This is a genomic window from Hydrogenophaga sp. (genome assembly GCF_965657535.1).
GTDB lineage: Bacteria > Pseudomonadota > Gammaproteobacteria > Burkholderiales > Burkholderiaceae_C > Hydrogenophaga.
Genome location: NZ_CBFHOP010000003.1, coordinates 404,541 through 422,442, shown reverse-complemented (window position 1 = coordinate 422,442; position 17,902 = coordinate 404,541). Strand labels below are relative to the sequence as shown.

At 63.8% G+C, this 17,902-nt stretch carries 20 protein-coding genes; 8 read left to right on the top strand and 12 right to left on the bottom strand.

Annotated elements, in window-relative coordinates:
- Positions 1-78: 78 nt before the first annotated feature.
- Both pedF and ACTG4K_RS07260 read left to right on the top strand, forming a co-directional pair.
- On the top strand, positions 79-573 hold the full coding sequence (pedF, locus tag ACTG4K_RS07265) for a cytochrome c-550 PedF (RefSeq protein ID WP_439113514.1): 495 nt from the start codon (positions 79-81) through the stop codon (positions 571-573).
- Between the two features lie 43 nt (positions 574-616).
- Positions 617-1,522, top strand: a complete 906-nt coding sequence (locus ACTG4K_RS07260) for a substrate-binding periplasmic protein (RefSeq protein ID WP_439113513.1) — start codon at positions 617-619, stop codon at positions 1,520-1,522.
- Positions 1,523-1,603: 81 nt separating this feature from the next.
- Here the strand turns inward: ACTG4K_RS07260 and ACTG4K_RS07255 are convergent, their stop codons facing one another.
- Entirely contained in the window at positions 1,604-2,734 is a 1,131-nt protein-coding gene (locus ACTG4K_RS07255; RefSeq protein WP_439113512.1) for a helix-turn-helix domain-containing protein, read from the bottom strand.
- 225 nt (positions 2,735-2,959) lie between these two features.
- Between ACTG4K_RS07255 and ACTG4K_RS07250 the strand changes: the two genes are divergently transcribed.
- The 5 genes from ACTG4K_RS07250 (at position 2,960) to ACTG4K_RS07230 (ending at position 7,601) form a co-directional block, all read left to right on the top strand.
- Positions 2,960-3,436: a 4Fe-4S dicluster domain-containing protein gene (locus ACTG4K_RS07250; protein WP_439113511.1), complete on the top strand. Its 477-nt coding sequence runs from the start codon at positions 2,960-2,962 to the stop codon at positions 3,434-3,436.
- 38 nt (positions 3,437-3,474) lie between these two features.
- Positions 3,475-5,322 (top strand): aldehyde ferredoxin oxidoreductase family protein, encoded by a 1,848-nt coding sequence (locus ACTG4K_RS07245; RefSeq protein ID WP_439113510.1) that lies wholly within the window; start codon positions 3,475-3,477, stop codon positions 5,320-5,322.
- Positions 5,323-5,458: 136 nt separating this feature from the next.
- Complete coding sequence (locus ACTG4K_RS07240) at positions 5,459-6,811, top strand: NAD(P)/FAD-dependent oxidoreductase (RefSeq protein ID WP_439113509.1); 1,353 nt, start codon at positions 5,459-5,461, stop codon at positions 6,809-6,811.
- Between the two features lie 92 nt (positions 6,812-6,903).
- Entirely contained in the window at positions 6,904-7,158 is a 255-nt protein-coding gene (locus tag ACTG4K_RS07235; protein WP_439113508.1) for a MoaD/ThiS family protein, read from the top strand.
- Between the two features lie 143 nt (positions 7,159-7,301).
- Complete coding sequence (locus tag ACTG4K_RS07230) at positions 7,302-7,601, top strand: hypothetical protein (protein WP_439113507.1); 300 nt, start codon at positions 7,302-7,304, stop codon at positions 7,599-7,601.
- A gap of 67 nt (positions 7,602-7,668) precedes the next feature.
- On the opposite strand, the gene ACTG4K_RS07225 is transcribed toward ACTG4K_RS07230, so the two are convergent.
- Entirely contained in the window at positions 7,669-8,022 is a 354-nt protein-coding gene (locus tag ACTG4K_RS07225) for a DUF5368 domain-containing protein (RefSeq protein WP_439113506.1), read from the bottom strand.
- 16 nt (positions 8,023-8,038) lie between these two features.
- On the bottom strand, positions 8,039-9,388 hold the full coding sequence (locus tag ACTG4K_RS07220; RefSeq protein ID WP_439113505.1) for an NAD(P)/FAD-dependent oxidoreductase: 1,350 nt from the start codon (positions 9,386-9,388) through the stop codon (positions 8,039-8,041).
- 200 nt (positions 9,389-9,588) lie between these two features.
- On the opposite strand from ACTG4K_RS07220, the gene ACTG4K_RS07215 reads away from it, so the two are divergent.
- On the top strand, positions 9,589-10,032 hold the full coding sequence (locus ACTG4K_RS07215) for an OsmC family protein (RefSeq protein WP_439113504.1): 444 nt from the start codon (positions 9,589-9,591) through the stop codon (positions 10,030-10,032).
- 15 nt (positions 10,033-10,047) lie between these two features.
- Here ACTG4K_RS07215 and crcB read toward each other — a convergent pair whose 3' ends face one another.
- The 9 genes from crcB to rpsA form a co-directional block, all read right to left on the bottom strand.
- On the bottom strand, positions 10,048-10,431 hold the full coding sequence (gene crcB / locus ACTG4K_RS07210) for a fluoride efflux transporter CrcB (RefSeq protein WP_439113503.1): 384 nt from the start codon (positions 10,429-10,431) through the stop codon (positions 10,048-10,050).
- 30 nt (positions 10,432-10,461) lie between these two features.
- Positions 10,462-11,451: a recombination-associated protein RdgC gene (locus tag ACTG4K_RS07205; RefSeq protein ID WP_439113502.1), complete on the bottom strand. Its 990-nt coding sequence runs from the start codon at positions 11,449-11,451 to the stop codon at positions 10,462-10,464.
- A 103-nt stretch (positions 11,452-11,554) separates the two neighbouring features.
- Positions 11,555-12,328, bottom strand: coding sequence for a LamB/YcsF family protein (locus tag ACTG4K_RS07200; RefSeq protein ID WP_439113501.1), 774 nt, complete (start codon positions 12,326-12,328; stop codon positions 11,555-11,557).
- Positions 12,329-12,339: 11 nt separating this feature from the next.
- Positions 12,340-13,377, bottom strand: a complete 1,038-nt coding sequence (locus ACTG4K_RS07195; RefSeq protein WP_439113500.1) for a biotin-dependent carboxyltransferase family protein — start codon at positions 13,375-13,377, stop codon at positions 12,340-12,342.
- Positions 13,374-14,105 carry a 5-oxoprolinase subunit PxpB gene (gene pxpB, locus ACTG4K_RS07190; protein ID WP_439113499.1) on the bottom strand — a complete coding sequence of 244 codons (732 nt, stop codon included), beginning with the start codon at positions 14,103-14,105 and terminating at the stop codon, positions 13,374-13,376. The genes ACTG4K_RS07195 and pxpB overlap by 4 nt, the downstream gene beginning before the upstream one ends.
- A 54-nt stretch (positions 14,106-14,159) precedes the next feature.
- Entirely contained in the window at positions 14,160-15,305 is a 1,146-nt protein-coding gene (gene lapB / locus ACTG4K_RS07185; RefSeq protein ID WP_439113498.1) for a lipopolysaccharide assembly protein LapB, read from the bottom strand.
- Entirely contained in the window at positions 15,295-15,591 is a 297-nt protein-coding gene (locus ACTG4K_RS07180) for a lipopolysaccharide assembly protein LapA domain-containing protein (protein ID WP_439113497.1), read from the bottom strand. The genes lapB and ACTG4K_RS07180 overlap by 11 nt, the downstream gene beginning before the upstream one ends.
- A gap of 60 nt (positions 15,592-15,651) precedes the next feature.
- Positions 15,652-15,972: an integration host factor subunit beta gene (locus ACTG4K_RS07175; RefSeq protein ID WP_439113496.1), complete on the bottom strand. Its 321-nt coding sequence runs from the start codon at positions 15,970-15,972 to the stop codon at positions 15,652-15,654.
- 75 nt (positions 15,973-16,047) lie between these two features.
- Entirely contained in the window at positions 16,048-17,730 is a 1,683-nt protein-coding gene (gene rpsA, locus ACTG4K_RS07170) for a 30S ribosomal protein S1 (protein WP_439113495.1), read from the bottom strand.
- Positions 17,731-17,902: the final 172 nt, after the last annotated feature.

Sequence of the window (17,902 nt, the reverse complement as noted above, 5' to 3'; positions counted from 1 at the left end):
TGGGCTTGGTATTGAGTGGCCTGCTTATTGCTACCCATAGGATCAAAGACCCCTTAATGCAACCAGGAGACAAGCCCCATGAACCGTCCCTTCCTCACCCGATACCCCAGCGCCGCACTGCGGGCGCTGGCCTTGGCCGCTGCCAGCCTCGTGGCCGCCTCCGTCATGGCACACGGAGACGTCACACCCCAGGCGGTTGACACCAGCACCCTGCCGCAACTGGGCGCCAAATGGCTGGACGCCAACCCCTACAGCGAAGGCGCTGCCCACAAGGAAGCGCTGCGTATCGGTACCTCGGCTTACAACCAGAACTGCGCCCGCTGCCACGGCCTGGAAGCCATTTCTGGCGGCATTTCTCCGGACTTGCGCAAGTTCGATGCAGACTGTTCCGGTCTGGGCGATCCGGTGAAAAAGTCGGCCTGCTACAAGGAAATGGACGACTACTACGTGGCCACCGTGCGCCGTGGTCGGGTGCGCGACGGTCGCGTCTACATGCCGCCGTTTGAGGGCACCTTGTCCCAAGAGGCCATCTGGTCGATCAAGACCTACCTGGAAACCCGCCGCGAACCTTGAGCGCGAACGCCTCGACCCAGAAAACCCACAGGAGATACAACGCATGACGACCCCACCCAACCCGGTGAAGGAACTGCCCCACAAAGCCGGGTGGATCGACCGCCGCCAGGCATTGGCCTGTGTGCTGCCGTTGCTGGCTGGCCATGCCCCCGCGCATGCTCAGACCGAGCTGTCCGACCTGGCGCGCATCCGTGCCAGCGGCGTGTTGAAGGTGGCGGTCTACAAAGACAACGCGCCGCTGTCCGGAGGCCCTGCCAACGACATGCAGGGGCTGGACGTTGCGCTCGCGCAGGCACTGGCTCGCCAACTGAATCTGTCGCTGTCCCTGTTGCCTTTTGACGCGGGCGAGAACATGAACGACGACCTGCGCAACATGGTCTGGCGTGGTCATTACCTGGGCTACGGCCCTGCCGACGTGATGCTGCAGGTACCGGTGGACAAATACCTCATGCAGAAAAACCGGCAGGTCATGGTGCTGGCACCCTACATGAGGCAGTCGCTGGTGCTGATGCACGACACCCGCAAGCTGGCCGATGTTTCGGCCCCCGAAGACCTCAAGGGCATGGCCTTGGCTGCTGAGCGCGGTGCAGGTGCGGCCAGTGCGCTAATGGGTTACGGCGGCGGTCTTTTGCGCACGCAGGTGGGTATTTTCAGTACCGGCGTAGAGGCGGCTCAAGCGGTGGTGGACGGTAGGGCGGTAGCAGCCTACGTCACCCGCGCTCAGGCCGAGTCGGTGCTGTTTCGCAACGCGCCCAGGCGCGACGATTACGGCTTGTCCAGGCTCGTGCTCAGCGGCGTGCCGGACAACGGCTGGCCGGTCGGCATGGCCATCAAGTCCGAGCACAAAGAGCTGGGGCAGGCGCTAGAGATGGCTTTGCAGGCGCTGCGCAACAGCGGCGAATTGCTGGCTATCTTCAAGCAGCAGGGCATGACACTCACGGCGCCTTGAAGGGATAGCCAGCCCAGCGTGGCTGGCGTGGGTGTGTGCCGCAGGCGCCAACGGGCGTGCTGCAAGCGCTGTGCCCTGGTTTCAGAGGGTGGGTTTCTTGCGCATCAGCTTGCGGTACACCGTGGCCCGGCTGATGCCCAGCACGCGGGCGGCTTCCATCACATTGCCGCGCGCGTCATCCACCGCTTTTCTGATCAACGCGGTTTCCACGTCTTTGAGCGGCACCGTGGGGCGCCCTGCGGCGCGCGCGGTGGTTGCTCTGCCTCGGTCGGTGTTCAGGCGGGGTGAAACGGCCAGCCGCAGACCCGACCACAAAGGCAGTTCCTGGAAAGGATGTTCACCGTGCGCGGCATCGAAAAGGGTTTCAAACGGCACGGCAAACACGTCGCTGCAATGCGGCCAGGGCGCGCCGGGTGCCAGCGTGAGCATGTCGGCGGCGGCGCGGTTGGTACCGGTCACAAATCCGTCGGCGTCCACACAGACCAGGCCCGCGCTGTCTTCTTCGGGTGAGCTGCCGGGCCAGTTGAGGCGCAGCAGCAGCTGATGGGGTTGCGCCAGGGTGAGTGCGTTTTCAATGCTTCGGGCCGACTGCGCGACCAGGTGCTTCAGGGCTGGGCGCTCAGTCACGTGGATGCCCGTGAGATCGAGCATGCCCACGCACCGGCCATCGGGCCCAAACAGCGGAGCACCGGCGCAGCTGTAAACCCCTGTGTCGTCAAAAAAGTGTTCGCCGCGGTGCAGCCACACCGGGTGCAGTTCGGCCAGGGTGGCGCCAATGGCGGTGGTCCCCACCGCCTGTTCAGACAGATCCACACCCACGCGGGCGATCAGGCTGGCCTGGGGGTTGTGTCGGTCCACGGGGCCGTTCACGTCAATGACCACGCCTTGTGCGTCCGTCAAGATGGCAAAGTAACGGGTGTCTGCCATGGCCCGCGCGAGCGACTGGATGACGGGCGCCGCTGCATGCAGCAGCGGCCGGCTGGCCTCGATGGCGCGGTGCGTGGCCGGCGCTGAAACCGCCTGAAATGCGAGTGCCTGCTGCGGGCGAAAACCTTGCGCCAGGCAGCGCCGCCAGGAGCGGTCGATCCAGGGTTCAACCCAGGGCGCAGCGTGCAAGCCGCCTTCGCTCAAAACCGCACGCCGCGCGCTTTCGATCAGCGCCAGGCGGTCGGTGGCGGGAGCTGTGCCAGGCTGCATCGGGCTTGTGTTCATGCCGTGTCTCTGTTTGTTGTTCGAGCGTCTGTGACACTGTTCAAAGCAGCATCAAGTATGCCAACTCTGTGTGTGTTTCATTTTGAGAATTTCATGAGACGTGGGGTAGTTGACTAGGGATAACCCTGAACTCAAAGTGGCTTAAGCCTTCAACAATGCCTAGGCAATTCCTTTCATAGGCATGGCACTGCACAAGCAGCGCCGCTACCCACCAGGAGACCTCACATGCAGAAAGTCCTGCACATCAACCCGGACAAATGCACCGGATGCTTGCAGTGCGAAATGGCCTGTTCTTTCGAGAACTATGGCACCTACGCCACGTCGAAATCGCGCATCAAGGTGTTTGACTTTCACCATACCGGCAAGAAAGTGCCCTACACCTGCACCCAGTGCGACGAGGCCTGGTGTCTGCATGCCTGCCCGGTCGAGGCCATCACGGTCGACAAGGTCACAGGCGCCAAGGTGGTCAACGAAACCACCTGCGTGGGTTGCAAGGTGTGCACCATCGCCTGCCCGTTCGGCACCATCAATTACGTGCAGGAAACCGGCAAGGTGCAGAAGTGCGACTTGTGCGGTGGCGACCCGGCTTGCGTTGAAGCCTGCCCCACCAGCGCCATTACCTTCATCGATGCCAACTGGACCGGCATGGACAAAATGAAACAGTGGGCCGACAAGCTGGGCAACCAGCCTTCCGCAGCCTGAGCCTGCGGCTCGACCCCCACACTCACAGGAGACTCAATATGTCATGGGCTGGAAAAATCCTCCGCGTCAACCTGACCGCAGGCACCGTGAAATCCGAACCGCTGAACATGGAGTGGGCGCGTGCCTACATCGGTTCACGCGGACTGGGTAGCAAATATTTGATCAACGAAGTCGATCCCAAAGTGGATCCGCTGTCGCCCGACAACAAGATCATCTGGGCCACCGGCCCGTTGACCGGCACCATGGCCTCCACCGGTGGCCGTTACACCGTCATCACCAAGGGCCCGCTGACCGGCGCCATTGCCTGCTCGAACTCGGGTGGCTACTGGGGTGCCGAGTTCAAGATGGCCGGCTGGGACATGGTCATTTTCGAAGGCCGTTCCGAAAAGCCGGTGTACCTGTACATCAACGACGACGATGTCGAACTGCGTGACGCCAGCCACCTCTGGGGCCAGAGCGTCTGGAAGACCGAGGAAATTCTCAAGTCCAGCCTGCAGGACCCGCTGGTGCGCGTCTCCAGCATCGGCAAGGCCGGAGAAAACGGCGTGCTCTACGCGGCCGTGGTGAACGACCTGCACCGTGCCGCTGGCCGCTCGGGCGTGGGAGCCGTGATGGGCAGCAAGAACCTGAAGGCCATCGCCGTGCGCGGCACCAAGGGCGTGGGCAACATCCGCGACCCCAAGGCCTTCATGAAGACCACCTTCGAAAAGAAGAAGATCCTGGCCGAGAACGCGGTCACGGGCCAGGGCCTGCCGGCTTACGGCACCCAGGTGCTGATGAATGTGATCAACGAGATGGGTGCGCTGCCCACCCGCAACCACCGCGACGTGCAGTTCGAGGGCGCGAAAGACATCTCGGCCGAAGCCATGGCCACACCGCGCGAGAGCGACGGCAAGAAGCACCTGGTGACCAACCAGGCCTGCTTCGGCTGCACCATCGCCTGCGGGCGCATCAGCAAGATGGACGAAGGCCACTTCACCGTGGCCAACAAGCCGCAGTACTGGGGCGCCAACGGCGGCCTGGAATACGAAGCGGCCTGGGCGCTTGGCGCGGCCAACGGTGTGAACGACCTGGAGGCGCTGCAATACGCCAACATGCTGTGCAACGAAGAAGGCTTTGACCCGATCAGCTTCGGCGCCACCGTGGGCGCTGTGATGGAGTTGTATGAGATGGGCGTGTTGACCGCAGAGCAACTGGGCATTGACGCCAAGTTTGGTTCGGCGCAAGCGCTGGCTCACTTCGCCGAAATCACCGCCCGTGGCGAAGGCTTCGGCAAGGAAATTGGTTTGGGTTCCAAGCGCCTGACCGAGAAGTATGGCCACCCCGATCTGTCGATGAGCGTGAAGGGCCAGGAATTCCCGGCCTACGACGGTCGCGCCATCCAGGGCATTGGTCTGGCCTACGCCACCTCCAACCGCGGCGCCTGCCACCTGCGCGGCTACACCATCGCATCGGAAGTGCTGGGCATCCCGGTCAAGACCGATCCGGTCGAGTCCGAGGGCAAGCCGGAACTGGTGAAGGCCTTCCAGGACGCCACCGCCGCCTTCGACTCGTCGGGCCTGTGCGTGTTCACCACCTTCGCCTGGGGCGTGGCCGATCTGGCACCGCAGCTGCAGGCCGCGTGCAACGAAGAGTTCACCACCGAAGAGCTGGAGAAGATCGGTGAGCGCATCTGGAACATGGAGCGCGAATTCAACAACGCCGCCGGCTTCACTGCCAAAGACGACAGCCTGCCCAAGCGCCTGCTGACCGAAGCCGCCAAGACCGGGGCTTCCAAAGGCATGGTCAGCAAGCTGCCCGAGATGCTGCCGAAGTACTACGCCGCCCGCGGCTGGGACACGGAAGGCCGCCCGACCGCCGAGACCAAGGCGCGCCTGAGCCTCTGACGCGTGCCAGGGCAAGACCCGTCCGGGGTCTTGCCTGGTTCACCGGTGCCGCGCACCGACGGACCGGGCAAGCCCCACCGGGCTCACACCGGTACAGCAGCGGCCCCCGAGGCCGCTTTATTTTTTGGAGAGTTTCATGACCCACCACGTCATCCTCGGTGCCGGCCCGGCCGGTGTGATTGCAGCCGAGACCATCCGCAAGCACGCACCCCACGACAAGATCACCGTGATCGGCGATGAGAACGAAGCACCGTACTCGCGCATGGCCATCCCCTACTTGCTCATTGGCAAGGTGGGCGAAGACGGCACCCACCTGCGCCACACGGCAGGCCATTTTGAGGCGCTGAACATCCAGGTGTTGCGCGGCGTCCGCGCCAAGGTGCTGGACTCGGCCAAGCGCACACTGGAACTGAGCAACGGCAATACCCTGGGCTTTGACAAGTTGCTGATTGCCACCGGTTCATCGCCTGCGTCGCCGCCCATTCCGGGTATCAACGGCCCGGGCGTTCACCCATGCTGGACGCTGGCCGATGCCCGCGCGATTGCCAACCTGGCCCAGCCCGGCGCCAAAGTGTTGCAAATGGGCGCGGGCTTCATCGGATGCATCATCATGGAAGCGCTGCAGCAGCGCGGCGTGGACCTGTCGGTGGTGGAGATGGGTGACCGCATGGTGCCGCGCATGATGGGCCCCACCGCGGGCGGCATGATCAAAGACTGGTGCGCAACGAAAGGGGTGAAGGTGTATACCGGCGCGCGGGTCGAAGCCATTGAGCGCGATACCGGTGCAGAGCCCGGTTTGCTGGGCAAGATCGCCGAGGTGGTGGGCATGGCTTCGACCGGAAAGTCCAGCGGCAAGATGCGCGTGCGACTGTCAACCGGGGAGCAGCTGGAGGCCGATCTGGTCATCAGCGCCACCGGTGTCAAGCCCAACATCGGTTTCCTGGAAAACAGCGGTGTGCGCTGCCTGGTGGGGGTGCTGACCGACGAAACCCTACAAACCAATGTGCCAGGCATTTATGCGGCCGGCGACTGCGCCGAAGCCTTTGATAAGGTGAGTGGCAAAACCATCGTCAGCGCCATTCAGCCCAACGCCGCCGAGCAGGCCCGCGTGGCCGCGCTCAACATGGTGGGACAAAAAGCCGAACTCAAGGGCGTCACGCAAATCAACGTGCTGGACACGCTGGGCATGATCTCCACCAGCTTCGGCAACTGGGAAGGCGTGCCCGGTGGTGAGCACACCGAGCTGACCGATCCGGCGTCGGGCCGCCACCTGAGCCTGCAGTTCAAAGACGATGTGATGGTGGGCTGCAATTCGGTGGGATGGACCGACCACGTGGGCGTGATGCGCGGGCTGGTGGAAGGGCAGGTGCGCCTGGGCGAGTGGAAAGACAAGCTCATGCACGACCCAACCCGGCTGATGGACGCCTACCTGGCCAGCGCGCAGGGGCAAGGCCATTGGAGCGGCGCTGCCGACGAGCGCCGGCGGTGACAGTTCTCCTCGCGCTGCCGTGCCATCGCAGGGTGTGCGGTCTTGTGGAGGGTGTTGCCCTGGCGTTGTGTTGACCGAAGAAAATGGCCCCCATGAAAATCACGTTCAAACTGTTTGCCACGCTCACCGATTATTTGCCTGCCGAAGCCCGGCGCAGCAACCAGGTGTCACTCGACATCGACCCGGCATCGCCCATCAGCAAAATCATCGAGCCCTTTGGCTTGCCGCCCAAGCTGGTGCATTTGGTGTTGGTGAATGGCAAGTACATTGAGCCCGAAAAGCGCATGACAGCCACGCTGGTGGAGGGTGATGTGCTGGCCATCTGGCCACCCATTGCGGGTGGCTAGGTGTATGACACACCCCCGCCACGCTGTGCGAGACCTCCTTCAGGGGGCAACGCTGGCGGCCCGGCAAAGCCGGTTCCGCTGCGTTCTGGGCTGGGACCCTTCACGCCGGAACGGATCATTTTTTTCGAGTTTGAGAACCTGAAATGCAATCGAGCTACGCCGAAACGTTTGAGCGCGACATGGGTTGCACCGAAGCCGAGTGGCTGGGCTGGCTGCCCGCTGCCATTGGCAGTTGCGCATGGCAGCAAGATGGGCAGTCGGCCCGGGTGAGCATTGTGCCCGGCGCCCTGCAGCTGCGCTGGCAGCCCATGCCGCCTCGCGTGATTGCGCTCATGCGCATGCCGGTGCTGCGCGTGAGCTTCGTTTTCAGCGGGCTGGACAGCGGGCAGCGTTATGCGTTCATGAAACGGTTTGACTTGTACATGCAGCGCGGCGGCGGCTGACCACCAAGGCGCAAAAAAACCGCAAGCGGCACCCTGCCGCGTGCGGTTTTTTGTGGGGGTTTCAGGCTCAGCGGGCCAGGCGCCGTGGTGATATCCAGCCCAGCACCGTGTAGGCCAGTACCACCGTGGCCACCAGGCCCACGCCGTATACCAGCGCAATCAGGAACCAGTCGGCCGGGCCACCGGCGTCGGTGAAGCCCGACGACGACACCTGAGCCATGATCACCAGCGCCACGGCACCACCGAAGATGCCCAGCACCTCGGACAACACCAGGCGGCGTGACACCAGGCCCCGCTCGCGCACCAGCAAGGCGACAAACGCCACCATGCCCACCAGCGCAGCGGCCAGCATGATCCACAGCCAGAAACCGAGCATTTCTTGAAAAACGGACAGAAAAACCAGCGGGTCGAGTTCTTTCATGGGGTTCTCCTAGGGGTCAGGCGCGGCCGCGCAGCATGCTGATGTAAGTGGGTTTGAGTGCCATGGTCTTCATGACCCAGCTGATCCACAGCTCTTCCAGCGGTGCAATGACGCCGGGGAACGACATGATGAGGTTGTCCTTGTAGTCAAACTCGATCAGCATGGCCTGGCCCAGGCGCGTGATCAGGGGGCACGAGGTGTAGCCGTTGTAGACCTCGGTGGATGCCTTGCCGGTGATGTCACCAATCAGGTGGTCAATGGCCACGGGCACCTGCCATTTCACGCTGGCAGCCGTTTTGCCCTTGGGCACGCCCGCAATGTCGCCCACGCCGAACACGTTGGGGTAGCGCTTGTGCCGCAGGGTGTCGCGGTCCACTTCCATCCAGCCGTCGGCGGCAAACGGGCCTTCGGTCCAGGGCAGCGGGCTGTTGCGCACCGCTTCGGGGGCCCGCATGGGCGGCACCACATTGATGAAGTCGTAAGCCTGCTCGGCCGTACCGGTGGGGGTTTTGTAGGTGGCCAGGCGCTTGTCCAGATCGATGGACTGGAGCACGTGTTCGTGATTGACCTTGACGCCCCGGTCCTGGAACAGCATGCGCACCTTTTCAGCCACGATGGGCACGCCAAACAGCGACTTGCTCTGTGCCATGTAGATCAACTCGGCCTTGCTTCGGTTGCCACGCCGGCGAAGGTGGTCGTCAGAGATGAAGGTGTATTTCAGTGGTGCGCCCGCACACTTCATTTCACCCGCCGGTCGGCCAAACAGGCCCACGCCACCGGTGTCGGCAAACTGGCTCAGTGCGCCCCAGGTGGCTGACGCGGCTTGCGGGCTGTGGTAAATGCTGCCCAGGCCGTTTTGCCCAATGCGCGCCGTGTCCATGCCCTCAATGCCCGAATAGTGCAACTCCAGCCCGGTGGCCACGATCAGAAAGTCGTAGGGTACGGCCTTGCCGCTTTCTGTGACCACTTTATTGCCCTCAGGGTCGATCTCGGCCACGCGCTCGTTCACCCATGCCACGCCTTTGGGGATGTAGCTGCTGGTTGGCGAAGTCACGTAGTCTTGCGTCTTGATGCCGGCGGCCACCAGGGTGAAACCCGGCTGGTAATAGTGCTCCTTGCGCGAATCCACCACCGTGATGCTGGCGCCTTGTAGCGCAGCCGCCAGACGCGACGCCGCGGTGAGTCCCGCTGCGCCGCCACCGGCAATCACGATGCGGGCGCTGGTTTTCACCGTGTTGGCTCTAGCTGCCGTGCTGGTCTGTGCCACCGCAGCGGCCAGGGGCAACGCAGCGAGCCCCGAGAGAAAGCGCCGCCGGGCCGGCTCTGGCAGCATCGGTGTCGTTGCCTTGGGGGATTCTTGGGGCATGTTTGTCTCCTGTGATGTGGAACCTGTGTGCCAGCTGCCCGGTGGTTTGGTTGTTGGCTTATACCCCTAGGGGTTTGTTACTATAGGTTCAGATGCGGTGGGGAAGCCTTGATATTTGTCAAGGCGCCATGGTGTTCCCGCTGTCTTCTGCCCTATTGATGCGAGTCAATAGGCCTGCCTTTTCACACCCAGGAGTTCCCATGAGCGACAACGCCATCGTCACGATCACCCGGCAATCTGGTTACCAGTTTTTGGTGGATTTCGGCCCCAACATCGCCACGATGCTGGTCGACGAGCCCGAGCCGCTGGGACAGGGCAGCGGGCCTGCGCCCAACCACATGCTACTGGCTGCGGTGGCCAATTGCCTGAGTGCCAGCCTGGTGTTTGCGCTGCAAAAGTTCAAGCAAGACCCGGGTGAGCTCAAGGCCACGGCTACGCCTGAAATGGGCCGCGATGCAGACAAGCGCCTGCGCATCGTGGGCATCAGCGTCAAGCTGGAGTTGGGTCGGCCCGCAGCCGAGCTGGAGCATCTGGAGCGCGTGCTGGCGCAGTTTGAAGCGTTTTGTACCGTCTCCATGAGCGTGCGCCAGGGCATTGCCATCCACGTGCAGGTGCACGACGCCACCGGCGCCGTGCTGAAGTGATTCAAAGCCGCCGCGTCAGCCGACGTTGAACCACAGGCTGGCGCTGCGCATGCCGGCCCAGGTGAGCAGCAGCGAGCCCAGCAGGTGCAGGCTGGTGGTGCCTACGGCGAGCAGCCAGCGGCCGTGCTGCAGCATGCTGACCACCTCCACCGAAAAAGTGGAAAACGTGGTGAGCGCGCCCAGCAGACCCGTGACGATGGCGAGGCGCCAAGCCGGGTCCAGTTGGGCCTGACTTTGAAAGAACACCACCGCAAAACCCACCAGGTACGCACCCACCCAGTTGGCCGCCAGCGTGCCCCAGGGCAGCAGGGCCGCGCTCTGGTTCAGCCACAAGCTCAGCCGCCAGCGGGCGAGCGCACCCAGGCAGGCGCCCAGGCAAATGGCAATGACGCTAGGCATCGCTTGGGTGTGGTCTCAGGTGGTGTCAGGTCAGAACGGCGGGTCGCCGTCGTCCCCCACCGCCGTCACAGCCGCGTGACCGCTGGTGGTCGCTGCTGGCGCATCGACGGGTGCCGCGCCAAAGGCCATTTCACCGCCCAGCGCTTCTATCAGCGCGGGGATCAGCTGGGTGAGTTCACCGGTGGTCAGGGCCACGTCGGTGTCAAACCCGCTTTCGTCGTCGCTGGCCCGGTCGTCAAACACGCCTTCCAGAAACGCCAGTTTTTTCAGCTGCAGCGACTCGGTGAGCACAAAGCCTATGCGGCCTTCCCAACTCATGGCCAAGCGCGTGGGCAGTTTGCCCTCGGTGATGTGCTGGCGCACCTCGTCGGTGGCCAGGTTGTGGCGTGTGAACTTCACCACGCTCTTTTCCTCATCGCCCGACTTCAGTTCGCACTCGCGTTCCACGCTGAACCCGCCGGGCCATTCCTCGGGTGAGGTGGCCGACAGCCACTGTGTCATGGCCGTCTGCGGCGTTACCTGGGTTTGCAGCAGCGTGACGCTCAGGTCGTTGAATGCGTTCACCAAGGCGGTCACCAGCTCGTCAAGCTTGCCCTGGCTGCTGGCGTCGGTCACCAGCCAGCCGTTGGCCAGGTCGATCCACACCCAGGTGGCGCCCCGGCGCGGAAAAGCTTGGGGCAGCAGCGCCAGCAGCGCGTCTTCCCGCAGCGCCTTGGTTTCTTTTTTGCCGGGTTTGCGGCCAGTGGCGGCTTCAATGTGGTCGGCCTCTTCTTGCGCTTTTTCGCGCACCACCGAGCCAGGCACGCTTTTGGTCTCGATCATCAGTTTCAAGATGCGTTGCCCGGCCACCGACTCCACCAGTGGGCCATGCGGCTCGCCGCGGGGTTCCACCCAGCCCACCGACTTGTCTTGCGAAGCCCCACAAGGCACAAAACGCGCCGCGTCCAGCGCGGCTTCCATCGCTTCCAGCGTCACGTCCCAGCCGGGCGCGATGCGGTAGATCGTCACATTCTTGAACACAGCACTCTTTCCATCAGTGGCCCACGCGGCATTGCGCGGCCTTGGGTCTGATGATACCCAGCCCGCCGAGGCGCCAACGCGGCGCACTGGCTGCCGGCAGTCTTCAGGCCCGTGCGTTCAGCGGTGCCATCCGGTACCCCGCCGCTTCCAGCGCCACCCGCAGCTGCTGAGCGGAGGCTACTGCGTCTGGCCCGTCGCCGTGCACGCAGATGCTGTCAATGCGGGTGGGCAGGTGTTGGCCGTCGGTGGTGACGATGCCTTGGGCATCGAGCATGCGCAGCACATGTTGCACGCAGGCCTCGGCGTCGTGCAGCACGGAGCCGGGCTGTGAGCGCGGCGTGAGCTGGCCGTCGGCCTGGTAGGTGCGGTCGGCAAACACCTCGCGTCCCACGCGCAGGCCTGCGGCAATGCCTGCGGCTTCCAGCGCCGAAAGGGCGGGAGCGAGCAGCATGAGTTCGCGGTCCAGCGCCCACACAGCGCGCGCCACGGTGGCGGCCACGGTGGCATCGGCGCAGGCGATGTTGTTCAACGCGCCGTGTGGCTTGACGTGTGTGACCCGTCCACCTTCGGCCGCAGCCATGGCTTGCAGGGCACCCACCTGGTAAAGGATGGCGGCTTCCAGTTCTTTCGGCGACAACTGCATGGCACGCCGCCCGAAGCCTTGCAGGTCGGGGAACGCCGGGTGTGCGCCCAGGCTCACGCCGTTGGCCAACGCAAGGCGCACCGTCTCGCGCATGACCACCGGGTCACCGGCGTGAAACCCGCAGGCGATGTTGGCGCTGCCAATCACTTGCAGCAGCGCCGCGTCGTCACCCATGCGCCAGGCTCCGAAGCTCTCGCCCAGGTCGGCGTTGAGGTTGATGGTGGGTTGCGTCATGGGGCTCCTTGTCAGAGGGTGGCGTTCAACACGCCGCTGATCAGATTGGCGCCGTACAGGGCGGCTTCGTCCACAGTGCCGGGCGGCAGGTAGGTCTCGCGGCTGGAGAGCCAGCGTTGCCAGCGGTCGCGCTCAGCCAGCAGCGCGCGGTGTGCTGTTTCCAGGTCGACGCTCTCGAATCGCACCCGTGTGCCAGGCCGCAGGTGCGCCAGCCGGGGCAGGTCGGCGCTGATCACGGTTGCTATTTTCGGGTACCCGCCCACGGTCTGGCCGTCGGCCAGCAACACAATGGGCTGACCGTTGGCCGGTACTTGGATAGCACCGGACACGACGCCGTCGGACACGATGTCGGCGGCTGCAGCGCTGGTGTACGCCAATGGCTGCCCCACAAACCGAAGGCCCATGCGGTCTTGCGCGGCGGTGGCTTCCCAGTTTTGGCTCAGAAACTGTGCGATGGCATCCGACGTGAAATGGTCTTGCTGCGGGCCGAGCAGCACCCGTACCGTGCCTTCCTGGTGGGTCCAAGGCGAGCGGCTGCGCCACTCCCTGGGGTCGTTCACGCTCCAGTGTCCGCAGGGCAACAGGTCGCCCGGGCGAAAGGCTCGGCCCAGCACGCCCGCCAGCCCTGCGCGCCAGTAGCTGGAACGGCTGCCCAGCTGGGGCTGCAGCAGCAGGCCACCGGCCACGGCCACATAGGCGCAGCCGCTCTCTGCAGCGCCCAGCTGCAGCAAGTCGCCCTCCATCAAGGTGGCGCTGTGCCAGGCGGGTAGGGCGCTGCGGCTGCCGTCGCGGCGCAGGCAGATGGCGCTGGTACGGCCCACCAACGCCACCCGCACGGGGCCAGATGCGACGCGCAGCACCGTACCCATGCCGCGCAGCTCCAGCACGGCGGCGTTCGGGTGGTTGCCCAGCAGGGCGTTGGCGGCTTGGGCCAAGGGCGCATCAAGCCAGCCGGATGGCGGCATGCCTTGGTGCCGGTGGCCAGCACGGCCGCCGTCCTGCACCGTGGTACCTATGCCGGGTTGCACGATCTCGATCACGCTGCTCATGCCTTGGGTGCCTTCAAAAAGGTTTCACGCGGCAGGCCCTGGGCAATCTCTTTGGTGAGCGTGTCGTGCGTCTGGCGGTCTACGGCGTACCACCGCACTTCGTCGCCAGCGCTGAGCATGGCTGGCTGGGCGGCGTGGCGCAGGTCGAACAACACCACCGGTGTGCGGCCCAGCAAATTCCACCCGCCAGGACTTTCCCAAGGGTAGATAGAGCACATCTCGCCCGCCACAGCAACGGATTGCGCGGGGACCTTTTGCCGTGGGGCGGGCAGGCGGGGCATTTGAAGCTCGGTTGGCACACCACCCATGTAAGGAAAACCCGGCTGGAAACCCAGCATGTAAACGCGGAGGGTGGCGTTAAGCAGGTGCTCAATCACCCTAGCCGGACTTAGCCCTTTGGCCTCGGCCAGGCGAGCGAGGTCGGGCGAAAAGTCGGCATCGAAACACACCGGCAGTTGCCAGAGACGGCCTTGCTGCACTTGGCTTGCACTTTCGTGTGCCCACGCCAGCAGGCGTTTGCCAATGACCAATGCGTTCGCACTCAAAGGGTCGAAGTGCACGGTGAGTGAGCGGAAGGTGGGCACCACATCGGTGATGCCGGCCAGCCACGGTTCCGAGTGGCGCGCCAGCTCTAGGCGGTCAGCCAGTGCCCTCACGCGCGCGTTGAGGTCCGGCGAGATGGATGCGCCCAGCTCCAGGGTCCAGGCGCTGTCGCCCAGTGGCAGCAAGCGAGGAGCAGGCGCAGGCAGATGGGCCACAGAAATGGGTGGCTGCAGCGGCTTCTACAGCTCTTCGACGCGACGGGCCGGGTAGCTGTCCCAGGCCTGGCAGCCTGGGCACTGCCAGAAGTGCTGCCTGGCTTCGAAACCACAGGCGGCGCAGCGGTAGCGCTTGAGTGGAGCGCTGGCCTGTTCCAGTGCGGCTTGCACCCGGGTTTTTGCATCGGGTTGCGACAGCGGTTCACCTGCCAGCCATTGGGTGGCGATGACCAGCGAGGGTTCGCGTTCCAGATGGCTGAGGTAGCGTGAGCGGGCCGTTAGTGGGTCCGCACTCAGGCTGGCCAGGGCGTCTGTCACGTCCAGCGACGGCGCCCGGTCATGGCAGGCCTGCAGCAGCGCCAATGCTTGTGCCTGCCGATCGGTTTGCTCGCCGAGGTCGGCCAGCGCGCGCGCGGCCAGTGGCATGCCTTGCGGTGCTTGCTGGCTCAGCTGTACCAGTGCGTCAAACGCGCCTGTGGGATCGCCAGTCTGGATCTTGAGGCTGGACAGTGCCATCCAGCCCCGAGCCAGCTGCGGCGCTTTTTCAACGGCTTCAGCCAACAGCCGTGCGGCCAAGGTGGTGTTGCCGCTGCGCTGCGCTTGTTCGGCTTCCTCGCACAGGTAGTGCGCGAGCCGTGTGGTGAAGCTGCCTTGTTCGGCGGTTTCGAGCCGTTGTGCAATGCGCTTGGCCTGGGGCCAATCGCGTGAGCGCTCGTAAATGGCCAAGAGGGCCAGCAGTGCTTCGCCTTCAAAGGCCGAGCCTTCTAGCTTGTGCAGAGCGGTTTCTGCACGGTCCAGCAGCCCAGCTTTCAGAAAGTCCAGCGCCAGGGCGTGCTGGGCGCGGTCGCGGTCTTTGCGGCTGAGGTCTGCGCGGGCCAGCAGATGCTCGTGCACCCGCACGGCGCGGTCGTAGTCGCCCCGGCGGCGGAACAGGTTGCCCAGGGCAAAGTGCAGTTCGGCGGTGTCGGGGTCGCCTTGAACGGCTTCAATGAAGGCGTCGATGGCTTGGTCTTGCTGCTCGTTGAGCAGGTAGTTCAGGCCTCGAAAGTAGGCCTTGGGCGCTTGTCGGCTTTCCATGCGCCACTGGCGTAGGTCCAGCCTCGAAGCGCCCCAGCCCAAGGCAAACGCCAGGGGCAGGCCCCACAGCAGCCAGGTTAGGTCAAAGTCCATGTCGCGGATCGTTTTGGCTCGGCATCAGGGTGGAATCGGTGTCAAAGGCAGTGCTGGCCGTTGCGTGTTGACGCCGGGCTTTTTTGGCCCGCAGCCACAGGGGCAGCATGACGGCCACACCCAGAAAGACGCCCAGCACCAGCACCATCAGCAAGACGAGCACCAGAGGCGCCTGCCAGCTGGCCCCGAAAAACAGGCGCAGCGTGACGGGTTCCTGGTTGTTCAGCGCGAAAGCGAACAGGACAAAAAAAATGGCTGCATTGAGCAGCCACATCAGGTATTTCAAATCATCCCCTTTGTGGAGGAACGATTGTAGCGATCAGGTCGCTGCGCGGGGCAGTCGCCTTCAAGCGGGTGTTTGGGGTTCGCGTCCCAGTATTTCTGCGGTCTTGGCGTCCACCTGTTCACGCAGGGCTTTGCCCGGCTTGAAATGCGGCACGCGCTTTTCCGGAATCATGACGCTCTCGCCCGAGCGCGGATTGCGCCCGATGCGGGGTGAGCGGCGGTTGACCGAAAAGCTGCCAAAACCCCGAATTTCGATTCGGTGGCCCTTGACGAGGGCGTCGCCCATCGCGTCGAGAATCGTCTTGACGGCGAATTCCGCATCGCGGTGGGTGAGCTGGCCAAAACGGCCGGCCAAGGCTTCAACGAGGTCGCTTCGGGTCATGTCTGGGAAAAAGCTCGATCAGGCTGTTGGGCTGAAACGGGTGGGCGCTTGCGCACCCACCCAGGTTCAGTCGGCTCAGTTGTTGTTGTCGAGCTTGGCGCGCAGCAGGGCGCCCAGGCTGGTGGTGCCAGCGTTTTCGCGGGAAGACTGCTGGCTCAGCGAAGCCATGGCTTCGTTCTGGTCAGCCATGTCTTTGGCCTTGATCGACAGCTGGATGTTGCGGGTCTTGCGGTCGATGTTCATCACCACGGTGGTGACTTCGTCGCCTTCTTTCAGCACGTTGCGCGCGTCTTCCACGCGGTCGCGGCTGATTTCGGAGGCGCGCAAGTAGCCCAGCACGTCTTCACCCAGGTCAATCTCAGCACCCTTGGCATCCACGGTCTTGACCTTGCCGGTCACGACGGAGCCCTTGTCGTTCACCGACACGAAGGTCGTGAACGGGTCGCCGTCGAGCTGCTTGATACCGAGGGAAATGCGCTCGCGCTCCACGTCGATGGCCAGCACGATGGCTTCCACTTCCTGGCCCTTCTTGAAGTTGCGCACAGCAGCTTCGCCGGTTTCGTTCCAGGACAGGTCGGACAGGTGCACCAGACCGTCGATACCAGCAGCCAGACCCACGAACACGCCGAAGTCGGTGATCGACTTGATCGGACCCTTGACGCGGTCACCGCGCTTGGTCTGCTCGGCAAACTCGTGCCATGGGTTGGCGCGGCACTGCTTCATGCCCAGGGAGATGCGGCGCTTGTCTTCGTCGATGTCGAGCACCATGACTTCGACTTCGTCGCCCAGCGACACCAGCTTGGATGGGGCCACGTTCTTGTTGGTCCAGTCCATTTCGGACACGTGGACCAGACCTTCGATGCCTGGCTCCAGCTCAACAAATGCGCCGTAGTCGGCGATGTTGGTGATCTTGCCGAACATGCGGGTGCTTTGTGGGTAGCGGCGAGCAACGCCCATCCATGGGTCGTCGCCCATCTGCTTCAGACCCAGGGAAACGCGGTGCTTCTCGGTGTCGAACTTCAGGATCTTGGCGGTGATTTCCTGGCCAGCCGTCACCACTTCGCTTGGGTGACGGACGCGGCGCCATGCCATGTCGGTGATGTGCAGCAGGCCGTCGATACCGCCCAGGTCCACGAACGCACCGTATTCGGTGATGTTCTTGACCACGCCGTGAACGATGGCGCCTTCTTTCAAGGTGTCCATCAGCTTGGCGCGCTCTTCGCCCATGGAGGCTTCCACCACAGCGCGGCGGCTCAGCACCACGTTGTTGCGCTTGCGGTCGAGCTTGATGACCTTGAATTCCAGGGTCTTGTTTTCGTACGGGGTCAGGTCCTTGGTTGGACGGCTGTCCACCAGCGAGCCTGGCAGGAACGCGCTGATGCCGTTGACCATGACCTTGAGGCCGCCCTTGACTTTGCTGGAGGTCGTGCCGGTGACGAATTCGCCCGACTCGAGTGCTTTTTCCAGAGACATCCACGAGGCCAGGCGCTTGGCCTTGTCGCGCGACAGCAGGGTGTCGCCGAAGCCGTTTTCCACGGAGTCGATAGCGACCGACACAAAGTCGCCCACCTGGACTTCGAGTTCGCCCAGATCGTTCTTGAATTCGGCGAGCGGCACGTAGGCTTCGGACTTGAGGCCAGCGTTGACCACCACGTGGCTGTGCTCAATGCGCACAACTTCAGCGGTGATGACTTCGCCCGAGCGCATTTCGGCGCGTTTCAGGGACTCTTCGAACAGGGCGGCAAAAGATTCAGACATTGAATTTCCTAAGACCACTCAGCGTCGGGATGCAGCACAGCCTTGCGGCGGTACGCATGGAGATCGACGGATGGGCGGCGTTGACGTTGCGGTGCGCAGCACCGCGGGGTTAAGTGAAAGAACCATAAGGCCTGCGGGCTGGGAACGCCCGGCTGTGCCGTCTGGGCCATCA

Coding starts and splice junctions, on each gene's coding strand:
- ACTG4K_RS07215 (WP_439113504.1), top strand. CDS start 9,589: ATGAGCGACAACGCCATCGTCACGATCACCCGGCAATCTGGTTACCAG.
- ACTG4K_RS07230 (WP_439113507.1), top strand. CDS start 7,302: ATGCAATCGAGCTACGCCGAAACGTTTGAGCGCGACATGGGTTGCACC.
- ACTG4K_RS07195 (WP_439113500.1), bottom strand. CDS start 13,377: ATGAGCAGCGTGATCGAGATCGTGCAACCCGGCATAGGTACCACGGTG.
- ACTG4K_RS07235 (WP_439113508.1), top strand. CDS start 6,904: ATGAAAATCACGTTCAAACTGTTTGCCACGCTCACCGATTATTTGCCT.
- ACTG4K_RS07260 (WP_439113513.1), top strand. CDS start 617: ATGACGACCCCACCCAACCCGGTGAAGGAACTGCCCCACAAAGCCGGG.
- ACTG4K_RS07245 (WP_439113510.1), top strand. CDS start 3,475: ATGTCATGGGCTGGAAAAATCCTCCGCGTCAACCTGACCGCAGGCACC.
- ACTG4K_RS07225 (WP_439113506.1), bottom strand. CDS start 8,022: ATGAAAGAACTCGACCCGCTGGTTTTTCTGTCCGTTTTTCAAGAAATG.
- ACTG4K_RS07255 (WP_439113512.1), bottom strand. CDS start 2,734: ATGAACACAAGCCCGATGCAGCCTGGCACAGCTCCCGCCACCGACCGC.
- pedF (WP_439113514.1), top strand. CDS start 79: ATGAACCGTCCCTTCCTCACCCGATACCCCAGCGCCGCACTGCGGGCG.
- ACTG4K_RS07220 (WP_439113505.1), bottom strand. CDS start 9,388: ATGCCCCAAGAATCCCCCAAGGCAACGACACCGATGCTGCCAGAGCCG.
- crcB (WP_439113503.1), bottom strand. CDS start 10,431: ATGCCTAGCGTCATTGCCATTTGCCTGGGCGCCTGCCTGGGTGCGCTC.
- ACTG4K_RS07240 (WP_439113509.1), top strand. CDS start 5,459: ATGACCCACCACGTCATCCTCGGTGCCGGCCCGGCCGGTGTGATTGCA.
- lapB (WP_439113498.1), bottom strand. CDS start 15,305: ATGGACTTTGACCTAACCTGGCTGCTGTGGGGCCTGCCCCTGGCGTTT.
- ACTG4K_RS07175 (WP_439113496.1), bottom strand. CDS start 15,972: ATGACCCGAAGCGACCTCGTTGAAGCCTTGGCCGGCCGTTTTGGCCAG.
- ACTG4K_RS07200 (WP_439113501.1), bottom strand. CDS start 12,328: ATGACGCAACCCACCATCAACCTCAACGCCGACCTGGGCGAGAGCTTC.
- ACTG4K_RS07250 (WP_439113511.1), top strand. CDS start 2,960: ATGCAGAAAGTCCTGCACATCAACCCGGACAAATGCACCGGATGCTTG.
- rpsA (WP_439113495.1), bottom strand. CDS start 17,730: ATGTCTGAATCTTTTGCCGCCCTGTTCGAAGAGTCCCTGAAACGCGCC.